The following is a 12,905-nucleotide window of genomic DNA, read 5'->3' as shown; positions in this document are numbered from 1 at the left end:
AACGAAATTTTACTTGCGTAAATATGTTATATATGCGTAGCCATTATGTTGATTCTAGGTTTTGAGACTTATCATTCTTTGATGAAAATACGCAGAAGGCTAGTTTTTTAACAGTGGTTTTTTTGCATATATTGTATTTTCAAACAGATTTAGTAAGAACGACAAATACGCAGGATATGTTTTTAAATGAGATGTGTTTTTGTTTTTTTCACTATGTACATTATCATGGTTCAACTATGTTCAAACAATGTTAGAAATTCATTATGTAAATAAAATAAAGACTTTTATTACGATTATCCCTGTCGTTTTTAGTGTTGTATTGTTATTGTTGAACACACTGAATGGTTGTTTGTTTGTGATTGATCAAAATGGATTTTTTAAACAAGGACCTCTTTATATACTTTATGTATTTTTGAATGATTTGTATTTTATAGTCGCTGCATATCAAGCTTATGTATACAGTCAAAAGGCAAAGTATTATCAACAAAAGAAAGCCAATCAAATTTTTGGAATCTATATGTTGACTTTATTGTTTGTGGGCACAATTCAAGATTTTTATAGTACAATTCCAATCTTTTGTGTAGGAACTAATCTTAGTATCCTCATTGTATATATTAGTTTGGAAGAACAAATGATTTCTATTGATTCATTAACACAATTGAATAACCGTAATCGTATAGAACAGCATTTATTTGAGTGTGTAAGAAGTCAAAGTTTAAATATGTACTTGTTAGTGTTGGACGTGAATAGATTTAAGAAAATCAACGATGAGCATGGACATGCGCAAGGGGATTTAGCATTAAAGGCCATCGCGAACTGTTTAAAAGAATCTTGTATTGAAAAAAGTGATTTTATTGCTCGTTATGGTGGCGATGAATTTGTGATTGTCTATAAAGGAAATGATGTAGAAGGATTATGCCAAAGAATTCATACTTATATATATACAACAATTATCTTTCACGTTTGGTCTAGATGTAAGTATTGGTTATGCGCAATATAAAAAAGAAATGCGTAAATGGAATGATTTGTTTATCAAAGCCGATAAACAATTATATGAGGAAAAGAAGAAATTAAAAGGCCGGTAAATTAAATTGCCGGTCTTTAATCGTACCAAGCGACAGCTCGAATGGGTGAGCCATCACAGTTTTCAATTTTAAGTGGAAAACAACTAAACCAAAATAAGTCTTTTCCACATTGATCTAGGTTTTTAAGATTTTCAATATTCACAATATTTCGATTTTTAAATAAAGCTTTGTGTCGAGTTAAATTTTCATCATGAATAGGATCTAATCCAATCACATCAAAACCTATGCCTTTAAAATTTCCTTGAAGGATAAATTCTAATACTTCATCATCTATACATGGATAATCATTAAAGTATGACTCGTCCTTCCATCTTTTATCCCAACCTAGATTAAACAAAAGAAAGTCTGCAGATGCAGCTTTATTCATATTGATTTTATCAATTGTGATGGATTGTCCTTCTTTTAAATCTCTACAATCAATGACTAGAGCTTTACCGATGAATTGTTCCGGTGAAAATTGATCCAATGTTTTTTGATTTGCAAAGATATGGGCAGGTGGATCCATATGCGTTCCCACATGAGAATATATTTGAATCAGTGTTTCTTTGAATCCATCTTTTGAATATGTATTTACGGTAGTGAGTTTGGGCTTTTCGGTTCCAGGGTAAACTGGCATAGCTTCAGAAATCGTATGTGTTAAATCAATGACTTTCATAAGTTTCCTCCTAAAGATATTTAACCACAATTTTTGTTGTATTGTGATAAAATTATAAATACAGGTGATTAGTTATGAAAAGAATATTATTATTAGGGGCTACAGGCTCCATTGGTTTACAAACTGTGGATGTGATTGAACAACATCCAGATCAATTTTGTTTAGTTGGAATTGCGGCTGGACATCAGGCAGATGTGATGCAAAAGATCATTGATAAACATCCATCTATAAAAGTGGCTGGTATTTCAGATTGTTCAAAGGCCAAAATTCTAAATGGTGTTACAGTTTATAGTGGAGAAAATGCCATGATAGATTGTATTGAAAACTGTGAATATGATTTATTAGTAAACGCTGTTGTGGGATTTAGAGGCTTAAAACCAACCCTAACATCGTTAAAGAAAGGAATCGATGTAGCTTTAGCCAACAAAGAAAGTTTAGTTGCTGGTGGTGTTTTGGTGCGCCAGGCGTTGCACGAAACAAATACAAAATTATATCCAATTGATTCAGAACATTCTGCCATTTTCCAATCTTTACAAGGAAATAGAAGTGAAGATGTAAAGCGCTTGATCATTACGGCAAGTGGTGGCAGTTTTAGAGATAAAACAAGAGACGAATTAAATGATGTAACTGTAGAACAGACTTTAAAACATCCAAACTGGAGTATGGGGAAACGAATAACTGTCGATAGTGCTACTATGGTCAATAAAGGTTTTGAAGTAATTGAAGCACATTATTTATTTGATTTGCCTTATGAAAAGATTGATACTGTATTACACCGTCAAAGTATAGTGCATTCTATGGTTGAATATAATGATAATGCGATTATTGCACAACTAGGATCAGCTGATATGCGTTTACCAATTCAATATGCATTATGTTATCCTGATCGTCCTGTATTAAAAGAGGATCGTCCATTAGATATGACAAAAACAATGGATTTGAATTTTAAAGAAATGGATTATGTTCGTTATCCAATGTTGAAGTTAGCGTATTCTATTGGAAAAAAAGAAGGAAATTTGGGTGCCGTATTTAATGGAGCAGATGAACAAGCTGTACAATTATTCTTAGAAAAAAAGATTTCTTTTTTACAAATTGAAGAGAGTATCGAGCAGGCTTGTAAGCATGCAGAATATATTGAAAACCCTACTATTGAACAGCTAGAAGCAACGGATGCGTGGGCAAGAAAGTTCGTCATTGAATATTGGGACTAGACCAATTGATAATTTGGGAGTACAATAGTGAAATGGAATGGAGGGTTTGTCGTGAATAAAGCAAAAATGTATTGTGTAGCAAGTGCTGTTGCGGTTTGTGTGGCTTCAAATCCTAGTATGGATGTAGTTGCCAAACATTTACAGCCAGTACAATTAGAAGAAGAAGCCCAACAAACGATTTCAGCAGAAGACTTTATTAAAAATTATTTGAGTACAAAAGAAATTGTGAAAGATAATGAAAATAAAGATATTGAAATATATACTTTAATTACAAAAGTTGATGAAAAAAATTGTACAAGCGTATTTAATGGAGATCAGTTGTTTAAAGAATTAACAGAAAAAAATCAAAACGAGATAAAGGAAGCTTATGAAACTGCTTATAAAAATGCAGGCATGATAAAAGAAGCAGGTTGTACTTTGAGTGCTTATGAAATTATTACTGGTGAAGCCAATAAAATGATTTCAGACGCTAAAAATGAATTGGATCTTTTAGTAAAAGGAGCCGAAAGTTTGGATAGTACTATTTATACAGCTAATACATATGCGACTTTAAAGAATGAGATGGATACATCAAAAGCTTTGATTGAATCAGCTACAACAAATTTAGAGCAGTTAAAAGAAGAACAAGTGAAAGTGACAGATGCAAAGAATGCATTGATTGATATTTCTGGTTTAAAAAATTTAGTTGGACAATCAAATTATGCTCGAGAAGATTATACTCGAAGAAGTTATCGTGCATATGAAACAAATTTAAATCAGGCAAAGAAAGTTCTAGATAATGGAGCAAGTACTGTTGAAGAAATTGTGAGTGCACAAGATGGTTTAAATGCAGCTGTTGGACTGTTAGTTAAAAAAGCTGATTTTTCTGCATTAACTGAAAAGGTGCAAGAAGGCTATAATTATTTATCTACACATAAAAATATGCTTGCAGAAGAGTCTTATGCGAATTTTAAGGCTGAATTAGAGGCTTGTGATGTTGTGCTTTTAAATGATGAATCTACTCAAGAAAAAATTGATGAAACGTTAACTCATTTAAATGCATATTATAGTGATAATAATAACTTTGAGTATAAAGTAATGACATTAGAATCTAATTCAGGTGTTGTTCCACAAGATAGTTTATTAGATGAACCTCAACTAGAAACTACAACTTTAACACAAGAACAGTCAAGAAGTGTTCAGGTTAATACGCCAACTAAAGCATTAACAACTGCAGCAGACAATTTTATTAAAACATATTTGACGAGTGCAGATGGAAATGTCTTTACTACCGCTAATTACTTGAATTATCAAAAAATTCTTTCAGCAATGCCAAGTTGGTTAAAATTATCAAGGGCAGATCAAAGCGTTGTGAATACAGAATTGGTTAACAAGGTTGGTAAAAGATATCAGCGATTATTGCAGGAAGCTCAGAATTTAAAAATGAGTTCTGGAAAAAGTGGAGTAATGAATATTAATACATCAACAAATGCAGATACAACCCTATACACATGGTTAGGTGCGATGTCTTTAGGTATGTTAACATTTGTGCTAAAACGTCTAAGAAAACAAGATTAAGGGCCATGGCCCTTTTTTTCATGTCCAAAAATTGATATAATAATCCGAGAAAGGCTAATGATTTTATGAAACAACAAAAATACAATTTTAAGGATCTAACTCTAGCATACTTTCAGAAAAAATCGAAATTGTATCGTGCAGGAGGGTATAAATATGCCACACCATTGAAACGTAGTCCAGTAGATTATCAAGATCATTTTTTTGCGTTTTTAATGGATATCAATATTTGTTTACTTCCTGTTTATATATGGGTTCTTGAGTTTTTATTAATTATTTGTGGATTGATTCCACCTCACTTCTTTGATTTATTGTTCTATCTAATGTTCGCATTATTATTTGTTTCAAGTGTACTTTTACTTGCATTTTTTACAGCTAGAACAAGCGGCCAGTCGTTTGGATATGCAATATTAGATTTGAAGTTAGTAAAAAAGAGCAAAAAGGAAGCAAATCCTTTGAATTTGATTTTGCGACAAGCATTAGGGTTTGGTGTTCCACTTATGATTTTTGGTTTCTTCTTTCAAGTTATAGGCGTTGTTTTGTGGTGGGTGATCAACGGTATCTTTGTGCTTATTACACCACATCAACAAACTTTGTTTGACTTGATTTTTGGCTTGATTCCTGTTCGTGAACCGGATCAAGAAATTCGTTTTGAGACAAAGTCAGAAACAGTTAAAGAAGAATTTGTTACAACACCAATTGATTTACATATTCGATCAAATTACAGTGATGATGGATATTATGATGTTGAAGAATTGTTTAAGCAGGCAAAGGAAAATCAACTTGAAGTTATTTCGATTACTGATCATAACTGTGCAAGGGCTAATGCTGCTGCTAAACGTTTTTCAGGTCTTTATAACATTCAATATATTCCTGGTGTTGAAATTGATGCACAATATAAAAAAATCCGAGTACGTGTTTTAGGCTATTATATTGATTGGACTAATGAAGTTTTTGAAGTATTAGAACAAAATTCATTGAAACGTGAAAAAGATTTATCTATTGAACGTGTTGAAAAATTTGAAAATTTCTCAGGAATTCGAATTGATGTAGATTCATTGATGTCTAATTCTCGTTTTCAAACAATTACTCCTACAGAAATCACAAAAATGGTTTTCCATAACGAAAGAACACGCTCGCTGCCATTTGTGAAAAAATATCTAGATAGTTGTGAAACACAAAGTGTTGCGATGTCAAGATTTGAAGCGGATGTATTTGGTAAAAACGGACCTTGTTATGTGAAAGCAGAATATCCAGATGCAAAGGCTGTGATTGATGCAATCCACAGTGCCGGGGGAATTGCCATTTTATCAAGTTGGCATCTAGATTATATTTCAGATGATGTTATCGAAGAAATAGTAGATTTAGGTATGGATGGAATTGAATGTTTTTCAAATGATATTCATGAACAAACAGTTGCGGCTGCACTAAAAATTGTTCAAAAACGTAAATTGTTTGTATCTTGTGGTAGCGACTACCATGGTCCGACAAAGCCAAAATATCATATGGGCGTTTCGAATTGTCCACAAAAAGCTTTGCCACTTGTAAGAATTTTGACAAAAGCTGCGAAATAAATTTGCTCAATATGCACTTTATAGCGTATAATATAGCAGTCAATAAGCAAAGAAAAGAAGAGTATTTATATTGCGTATTCAAGAGAGCAGATGTTTTGGTGAGAATCTGTGTACAATGTATAAAGAATATGGTCTTGGAGCTTCTTTATCGATATGTAGGTAAAGACGTATGCTGGCGTTAACAGCTAGAGGTGTGAAAACACAAACTAAGGTGGTACCACGAAGCTTTCGTCCTTGGATGAAGGCTTTTTTTATTTGTAAGACAGGAGGAAAAAGAATGACACAAAAGAAAGAACCGTTTTATTTAACAACTGCCATTGCGTATACATCAGGTAGACCTCATATTGGAAATACATATGAAATTATCTTATCGGATGCGATTGCCCGTTTTAAAAGAGCACAAGGATATGATGTGTTCTTCCAAACAGGTACAGATGAGCATGGCGTTAAAATTGAGGAAAAGGCAAAAGCTGCCGGTGTTACTCCAAAAGAGTTTGTAGATGGAGTTGCTGCTCAAATCAAATCAAACTGGGATTTGATGAATACAAGTTATGATTATTTTGTACGTACTACAGATGATTATCATGTTAAAGAAGTACAAAGTATTTTTAAACGTTTATATGACCAAGGAGATATTTATAAAGGAACATATGAAGGTTGGTATTGTACGCCTTGTGAATCATTTTGGACAGAATCTCAACTTGTTGATGGATGTTGCCCAGATTGTGGTCGTCCAGTAAAAAAGGCAAAAGAAGAAGCTTACTTCTTCAATATGCAAAAATATGCAGATCGCTTGATCAAATATATTGAAGATCACCCTGATTTCATTCAGCCAGAATCACGTAAGAACGAAATGTTAAATAACTTCTTGCGTCCAGGATTACAAGATTTATGTGTTTCACGTACATCATTTACTTGGGGTGTGCCTGTAGATTTTGATCCTAAACATGTTGTATATGTTTGGATTGATGCGTTAAGTAACTATATCACTACACTTGGCTATCATGCGAATGGTGAAAGTGATGAAATGTTTAAAAAGTATTGGCCTGCAACACACATTATTGGAAAAGACATTTTACGTTTCCACACAATTTATTGGCCAATCATTTTAATGGCTTTGGATTTACCTTTACCTAAGAAAGTATTTGGACATCCATGGTTATTAACTGGTAATGACAAAATGTCTAAATCAAAAGGTAATGTGATTTATGCCGAAGATTTAGTGGCTCACTTTGGTGTAGATGCTGTTCGTTATTACTGTTTACACGAAATGCCTTTTGCACAAGATGGAACAATTACTTGGGAACTAGTGATTGAAAGAATCAACTCAGATTTAGCTAATATTCTAGGAAACTTAGTGTCACGTACAATTGCGATGTCAAATAAATATTTTAATGGTTTAGTTACAAATCCAAATGTATGTGAACCAGTTGATGAAGAATTAAAAGCTTGTGCTTTAGAAACGAAGAAGAAAGTAGAAGCCAAAATGGAAGAACTTCGTGTTGGAGATGCATTAGATGAGGTATTTACATTGCTTCGTCGTACAAATAAGTACATTGATGAAACAATGCCTTGGGTACTTGCAAAAGATGAATCAAAACAAGATCGTTTAGCAACTGTACTATATAACTTACTTGAATCTATTCGTATTTCTGCGGTATTATTACATTCATTCTTGCCTGAAACAGCTGAAAAAATGTTCAAATATTTGAATACAAATGTTACAGACTTAGATTCTTGTGATCGTTTTGGAAACTTAGAAACAGATATTCATGTAGTAGAAAAATGCGAACCATTGTTTGCTCGTATTGATGAAAAGAAATTCATGGAAGAGTTCAATAAAGAAAAAGAAAAAAAAGAAGAACCTAAGACAGAAGAAAAAGTAGAAGAAGTTACAATTGATGATTTTGCGAAGCTTCAATTCAAAGTAGGTACGATTGTAAAATGTGAACCACATCCAAAGGCAGATCGCTTGTTGGTCGAACAAGTTGATTTAGGTGGAGAAGTTCGTCAAATTGTCAGCGGTATCGCAAAACACTATAAGCCAGAAGAATTAATTGGAAAACAAGTTGTTGTAGTAACAAATTTAAAACCAGTTAAATTACGTGGTGTTGAATCAAATGGTATGATCTTATGTGCTACAGATGATAAAGACTTGTCTTTTGTTACTGTCGCAAAAGAAATGCCGAATGGCGTTACTGTTCGCTAATGAATGATAAACAAAAGGCTGTTTTTAAACAGTTACAATTAGCTGGACTGGGTATTGTTATTATTGTGTTTGGCTTACTGTATCAAGAAAAAGCAATTTCAATCGTTGGAATCTTTATCTTGATCTTTGGTTTATTAAGAACCTATTACATCAAAAAAATAATTGATAAATTAGATGAGTGAATTGCTCATCTTTTTTGTGCAAAAAAAGGTGATGAACTCACCTTGATTATTGCATCAAATGATGCATTTTTTTAGCTTCATACATAGAATCATCCATTGCAGAAAGGAAAGAATCAATGCTATTGCCATTATATTTTGCGATTCCAATCGAAAAATATAAATGGAAAGGTTCGTCTGTTTTTATGTTAAATTGACGAATATTATATTCTATACGTTTCTTTAAAGCTAATGCATCATCATCTGATTGTAAATTAGCGAAAACAACGAATTCGTCGCCACCCATGCGAATCGCAACAGAATCTTTGTCAATCGAATGTTGTAGAATTCTACCAAACTGAATAAGGGCGTGATCACCTGTGATATGTCCATATGTATCATTAATGGATTTAAATTCATTGATATCCAATAAGAATCCATATACATGTTTGATTTTATCGTTTTGTAGCTTATTTAAATAATGATTCATGAATTTTCGATTGTAAAGTCCGGATAAATCATCAATAAAGGATATAGATATTTGAATTTCAATGTAAACTATGATAAATGCGATTGCGACACATAACCAAATTGTAGAAATGCCAAAGAAGAAACCTTGGATCATTGTGCCAATCATACAAGGAATGATAAAGTAGTAAATGGGAAAGAATTCTACTAAAATAGAATCATTTTTAGCTTTTTGTACAGTATATATACTTTCGATATAATAAATAAAGACAATAATATATAATAAGAAATTGACAGGGCCACGAGTATATTTGTTTTGTTTAGAAATATCGAAAATAATACTGGTACCACATAAGTTGATAATTAATAAAATCATAGCTATGATTAAAGGGATGGCTAAGATTTTTGATTTCTTTTTAATACGTTTAAAATTTCTATGAATATGATATTCCACAAATAGACACCAACTATACCCGATGATGCCTGAGCTAGCTGAAGCTATTGTATTAGAGATATATTGTAAAATTTGAAAGATAAAACCTGGGCGTGCATCAATGATAAAACTAAGCGTTTCATTGATAGTGGCAATAAAGGTAATTACCAGCATAAAATTATATGCTTTTTCATCAAACTGATTTGTTTGGGCAATTCGTATCCTATATAACAATAAGAAGAGTACTAAAAATGCCCCAGTCCCGTTTGCCACCAGTATCTCGGGTATGTTGATCATAATAAACTCCGTTTCTTTATGGTTAGACTCTTTCATAATAATCCTCTTTATAAGAACTTGCAAATGAGAAATTGGTTCTTATGTAAATTAAAATTAACAAAGATTAAGCATAAATTAAGCGAATGCTAAATGTTAGTTCAATCGTATCTAGTCATATTGTACTTTATTTAAAGCAATCTATACTAAAAGTATAAGGAGGTACAGATATGACTATGATAAAAAATTCAGTGGTAGAACTCTTTATTTTACTTCTCTTGGCATGTACCGTTTTTGTTTATACAATACCAGATACAATCAACACTTGGTTATTAAATTCAGTTGTGATTGTGGTGATGGGCGTTTGTATTTTAAGAATCGCACTTAAAATGATGAATCATAAATAATGTTGGCTTTTCCTAAGGGGAAAGCCTTTTCTTGTGGTATATTATAGGTATGAAAAAGTATTTAAAAGATATTGCACAAGGTATATATGATGGGTTACAGGAAAATGAAGTCACACATAATCAATATAGTTTTCAAGAAATCTATGATGTAATCCAGGAATTTGTCTCTTATGTCTTTGTTGGCTTGATTTTAAGCGTAGGAGCTATTTTTGCCTATCCTTACTACAAAGCATTTATTTCATTGAGCGCTGTACTCCTTCTTGTATGGGCATTTATCTTGTATTATTTTTTAAATTCGAAGGATTTTAAAAAAATCAAAAAGAAATGAGGAAGAGTTATGCAGATTGTTTTAGTGTTGCTTGTGGCATTTGTCGCAGGTATTGAAGGCATCTTGGATGAGTTTGAATTTCATCAACCCATTGTTGCCTGTACATTGATTGGACTTGTCACCAATCATTTGAATGAAGGATTATTATTGGGTGGATTTTTACAATTGATTGCCTTAGGATGGGCGAATATTGGCGCTGCTGTTGCTCCGGATGTATGTTTAGCGAGTGTGATTTCATCTATACTGATGGTTCATGGGTTAAATAGTGCAATTGAAGCTAGATTCGTGATTGCATTTAGTATTGCCCTAGCGATACCATTATCTTTAGTGGGTTTATCTTTGACAAAGGTGTGTCGTAATTTGGCAATCCAACTTGTACATAAGATGGATGAGACAAAGAAAGTTTCTTATTATCAATGGCTTGGAATTTGTATGCAGGGAATTCGTGTTTTGATTCCAACGATTGTATTATTGTTGATTCCTTCATCAATGATTTGTTCTATTTTGGAAATGATTCCATTGAGTGTTTATAAAGGTTTATTAATTGGATCTGGTGTAGTTTGTGTGGTTGGCTTTGCGATTGTAGCAAATGTATTAGGATCTAAATTTACATATCCATTCTTTATGATTGGATTTGGCTTAGCATGTATGACAAGTTTATCTTTAATATCTTTATGCTTTATTGGTGGCGGCTTAGTTTGGCTATATATGTTGTTGAATAATAATAAAAAGGAAAGTGCTTCTAGTGATGATCCATTAGGGGACATCTTAAATGATTATGAGTAGGTGGTTTATATGAAGAAAAGTACAAGATTAAAGGTTTGTTTAAACCATCAATATTTACAAGGTTCATGGAACTTTGAGCGTATGCAAAATGGTGGATGGTGCTATGGTTTACTTCCAGCATTAAAAGAATTATATCCAAATAATGAAGATTTTGATAAGGCTGTAGATCGTCATTTAAAATTCTATAATACACATCCATATGTTTCTGCACCAATTGTTGGTATCGTTTTGGCTATGGAAGAAGAAAAGGCAAAAGGTGCTGATATTTCAGATACTTCCATTCAAGATGTAAAAATTGGCTTAATGGGCCCTTTGGCAGGCGTTGGAGATCCTGCGTTCTGGTTTACAATGCGTCCAATTCTTGCGGCTGTTGCTGCATCATTAGCTTTATCACAAAATATTCTAGGACCTATTTTCTTCTTTGCGGTATGGAATGTATTACGTTTTGGCTTTCTTTGGATTACACAAGAGCTTGGTTATAAGAAAGGTACAAAGTTGATTACGGACTTATCGGATACATTCTTAAAGAATGTAACACTTGCTGCAAGTATGTTAGGAATGTTTGTGGTTGGAATTTTAGTGCAGAGATTTGTACAAATCAATGTAGTAAACATTCAATCGGATTTAGATATGGTGTTGCCTGGAGTTCTTTCTTTATGTGTATTCTTTGGTTGTACAAAGATACTAAAAAAAGGTTTTTCACCCGTATTATTAATTGTCATTTTATTTATTCTTTGTATCATTTTGGAAATGGCAGGAATCTTAGTGATTTAAGTCTAAAAATATGATTTGTTTACTTCGTACAATAGTATTATTTAAGAAGAAAAAGATAAATCAGAATTTGTATCAGCGTAAAAAGGAGAGCAATATCATGTTTAGAACAATTCGTAAAAAGAAAAATGAAATCAGCATTGACACAGCAAAGGCTCTTTTGCAGTCCAGCCGACGTGGCGTTCTTGCCGTAAATGGAGATGACGGATATCCCTATGCAATTCCTATCAACTATGTCTACGATGACGATGCGCAGAAAATTTATTTTCATGGAGCACGTGTAGGTCATAAAGTAGATGCACTGCGTGCCTGTGACAAAGTATGCTTCACGGTATATGGAAATGAAACTATCAAAGAAGAAGATTGGGCACCGTTTGTGCAGAGCGTTGTGGTATTCGGCAGATGCCACCTCGTAGAATCCGGTGCAAGAGCAACAACTCTGTTAAAACGATTTGCAATGAAATACTATCCCAGCGAACAGTTAGTTGATGAGGAAATTGCCCATGCAGGAAAGGCTGTGCAAATTTTTGAAATAGACGTGGAGTACCTCAGCGGCAAGGAAATACAGGAACGATAAATTACAATTTAGTGATTTGTTAGATAAATAGTAATTTTTTGAGGAGATTAAGTTATGGAAGATAAACAAATATTACTTGATAATATAAGTAAAGTGCATACTACTGAAATGGGGATTGATAGAATTAAGAAGAATCTAAAATTGAATACTAATGATGTAGTTGAGTTTTGTAAAAATAAAATTTTAGATAAGAATTGTAATATTTATAAGCAGGGTAAAAATTGGTATTGTGAAATTGACAATATTAAAATAACTATTAACTCTTATAGTTATACAATTATTACAGCACATCTAATCAAATAAATACAAGTTTATCGGTATGAAACATAGAGCTAAAAAATAGAATGCTCAATTGTAAAATTAAATCCCATTGAGAAATAGTAAATACAACGAGGTTGAATTTAGTAATTCCAAAT

Annotated in this window: 14 protein-coding genes and 1 other annotated feature; of the genes, 12 read left to right on the top strand and 2 right to left on the bottom strand. The window is 32.6% G+C overall.

Translation table 11 applies throughout. The features are described 5' to 3' along the window. The first annotated feature begins 247 nt into the window (after window positions 1–247). Window positions 248–1,000 (top strand): GGDEF domain-containing protein, encoded by a 753-nt coding sequence (locus Q3907_RS04430; protein WP_301897421.1) that lies wholly within the window; start codon window positions 248–250, stop codon window positions 998–1,000. Between the two features lie 101 nt (window positions 1,001–1,101). On the opposite strand, the gene Q3907_RS04425 is transcribed toward Q3907_RS04430, so the two are convergent. Beyond that, complete coding sequence (locus Q3907_RS04425; RefSeq protein WP_295642594.1) at window positions 1,102–1,740, bottom strand: cyclase family protein; 639 nt, start codon at window positions 1,738–1,740, stop codon at window positions 1,102–1,104. A gap of 74 nt (window positions 1,741–1,814) precedes the next feature. Here Q3907_RS04425 and dxr point away from each other — a divergent pair, with 74 nt between their 5' ends. From dxr to Q3907_RS04400, 5 genes are all read left to right on the top strand, one after another. After that, window positions 1,815–2,951: a 1-deoxy-D-xylulose-5-phosphate reductoisomerase gene (dxr, locus tag Q3907_RS04420; RefSeq protein WP_301897420.1), complete on the top strand. Its 1,137-nt coding sequence runs from the start codon at window positions 1,815–1,817 to the stop codon at window positions 2,949–2,951. 51 nt (window positions 2,952–3,002) lie between these two features. Next, entirely contained in the window at window positions 3,003–4,508 is a 1,506-nt protein-coding gene (locus tag Q3907_RS04415; protein WP_301897418.1) for a hypothetical protein, read from the top strand. 65 nt (window positions 4,509–4,573) lie between these two features. Further along, a complete protein-coding gene (locus tag Q3907_RS04410) occupies window positions 4,574–6,079 on the top strand; it encodes a PHP domain-containing protein (RefSeq protein WP_301897417.1) in 1,506 nt (501 codons plus the stop codon). Window positions 6,080–6,119: 40 nt separating this feature from the next. Beyond that, window positions 6,120–6,318: a binding site (T-box leader), on the top strand. 38 nt (window positions 6,319–6,356) lie between these two features. Then, complete coding sequence (gene metG, locus Q3907_RS04405; protein ID WP_301897416.1) at window positions 6,357–8,288, top strand: methionine--tRNA ligase; 1,932 nt, start codon at window positions 6,357–6,359, stop codon at window positions 8,286–8,288. Continuing rightward, a complete protein-coding gene (locus Q3907_RS04400) occupies window positions 8,288–8,470 on the top strand; it encodes a hypothetical protein (RefSeq protein WP_295561684.1) in 183 nt (60 codons plus the stop codon). The genes metG and Q3907_RS04400 overlap by 1 nt, the downstream gene beginning before the upstream one ends. 46 nt (window positions 8,471–8,516) lie before the next feature. Here Q3907_RS04400 and Q3907_RS04395 read toward each other — a convergent pair whose 3' ends face one another. Next, a complete protein-coding gene (locus tag Q3907_RS04395) occupies window positions 8,517–9,680 on the bottom strand; it encodes a GGDEF domain-containing protein (RefSeq protein ID WP_301897415.1) in 1,164 nt (387 codons plus the stop codon). A 170-nt stretch (window positions 9,681–9,850) separates the two neighbouring features. Between Q3907_RS04395 and Q3907_RS04390 the strand changes: the two genes are divergently transcribed. The 6 genes from Q3907_RS04390 (at window position 9,851) to Q3907_RS04365 (ending at window position 12,792) form a co-directional block, all read left to right on the top strand. Further along, window positions 9,851–10,027, top strand: a complete 177-nt coding sequence (locus Q3907_RS04390) for a hypothetical protein (protein WP_295647383.1) — start codon at window positions 9,851–9,853, stop codon at window positions 10,025–10,027. Between the two features lie 49 nt (window positions 10,028–10,076). After that, entirely contained in the window at window positions 10,077–10,355 is a 279-nt protein-coding gene (locus Q3907_RS04385) for a hypothetical protein (RefSeq protein WP_295647382.1), read from the top strand. Between the two features lie 9 nt (window positions 10,356–10,364). Beyond that, window positions 10,365–11,141 carry a PTS sugar transporter subunit IIC gene (locus Q3907_RS04380; RefSeq protein ID WP_295647381.1) on the top strand — a complete coding sequence of 259 codons (777 nt, stop codon included), beginning with the start codon at window positions 10,365–10,367 and terminating at the stop codon, window positions 11,139–11,141. A gap of 9 nt (window positions 11,142–11,150) precedes the next feature. Continuing rightward, a complete protein-coding gene (locus Q3907_RS04375) occupies window positions 11,151–11,915 on the top strand; it encodes a PTS system mannose/fructose/sorbose family transporter subunit IID (RefSeq protein ID WP_301897412.1) in 765 nt (254 codons plus the stop codon). A gap of 97 nt (window positions 11,916–12,012) precedes the next feature. Beyond that, entirely contained in the window at window positions 12,013–12,489 is a 477-nt protein-coding gene (locus Q3907_RS04370) for a pyridoxamine 5'-phosphate oxidase family protein (RefSeq protein WP_154555679.1), read from the top strand. Window positions 12,490–12,543: 54 nt separating this feature from the next. Next, window positions 12,544–12,792, top strand: coding sequence for a DUF3781 domain-containing protein (locus tag Q3907_RS04365; protein ID WP_117925613.1), 249 nt, complete (start codon window positions 12,544–12,546; stop codon window positions 12,790–12,792). Window positions 12,793–12,905 lie beyond the last annotated feature (113 nt).

Source organism: uncultured Holdemanella sp., assembly GCF_958348295.1.
Classification (GTDB): domain Bacteria; phylum Bacillota_I; class Bacilli_A; order Erysipelotrichales; family Erysipelotrichaceae; genus Holdemanella.
Note: the sequence above shows the minus strand (reverse complement) of the source record. Positions and strands in the feature narration are given on the sequence as shown.

Bases quoted from the DNA above. Each gene is read 5' to 3' on its own strand.
- Q3907_RS04430 (WP_301897421.1), top strand. From the start codon at position 248: ATGTTAGAAATTCATTATGTAAATAAAATAAAGACTTTTATTACGATT.
- Q3907_RS04380 (WP_295647381.1), top strand. From the start codon at position 10,365: ATGCAGATTGTTTTAGTGTTGCTTGTGGCATTTGTCGCAGGTATTGAA.
- Q3907_RS04395 (WP_301897415.1), bottom strand. From the start codon at position 9,680: ATGAAAGAGTCTAACCATAAAGAAACGGAGTTTATTATGATCAACATA.
- Q3907_RS04425 (WP_295642594.1), bottom strand. From the start codon at position 1,740: ATGAAAGTCATTGATTTAACACATACGATTTCTGAAGCTATGCCAGTT.
- Q3907_RS04410 (WP_301897417.1), top strand. From the start codon at position 4,574: ATGAAACAACAAAAATACAATTTTAAGGATCTAACTCTAGCATACTTT.
- dxr (WP_301897420.1), top strand. From the start codon at position 1,815: ATGAAAAGAATATTATTATTAGGGGCTACAGGCTCCATTGGTTTACAA.
- Q3907_RS04365 (WP_117925613.1), top strand. From the start codon at position 12,544: ATGGAAGATAAACAAATATTACTTGATAATATAAGTAAAGTGCATACT.
- Q3907_RS04385 (WP_295647382.1), top strand. From the start codon at position 10,077: ATGAAAAAGTATTTAAAAGATATTGCACAAGGTATATATGATGGGTTA.
- metG (WP_301897416.1), top strand. From the start codon at position 6,357: ATGACACAAAAGAAAGAACCGTTTTATTTAACAACTGCCATTGCGTAT.
- Q3907_RS04375 (WP_301897412.1), top strand. From the start codon at position 11,151: ATGAAGAAAAGTACAAGATTAAAGGTTTGTTTAAACCATCAATATTTA.
- Q3907_RS04400 (WP_295561684.1), top strand. From the start codon at position 8,288: ATGAATGATAAACAAAAGGCTGTTTTTAAACAGTTACAATTAGCTGGA.
- Q3907_RS04370 (WP_154555679.1), top strand. From the start codon at position 12,013: ATGTTTAGAACAATTCGTAAAAAGAAAAATGAAATCAGCATTGACACA.
- Q3907_RS04390 (WP_295647383.1), top strand. From the start codon at position 9,851: ATGACTATGATAAAAAATTCAGTGGTAGAACTCTTTATTTTACTTCTC.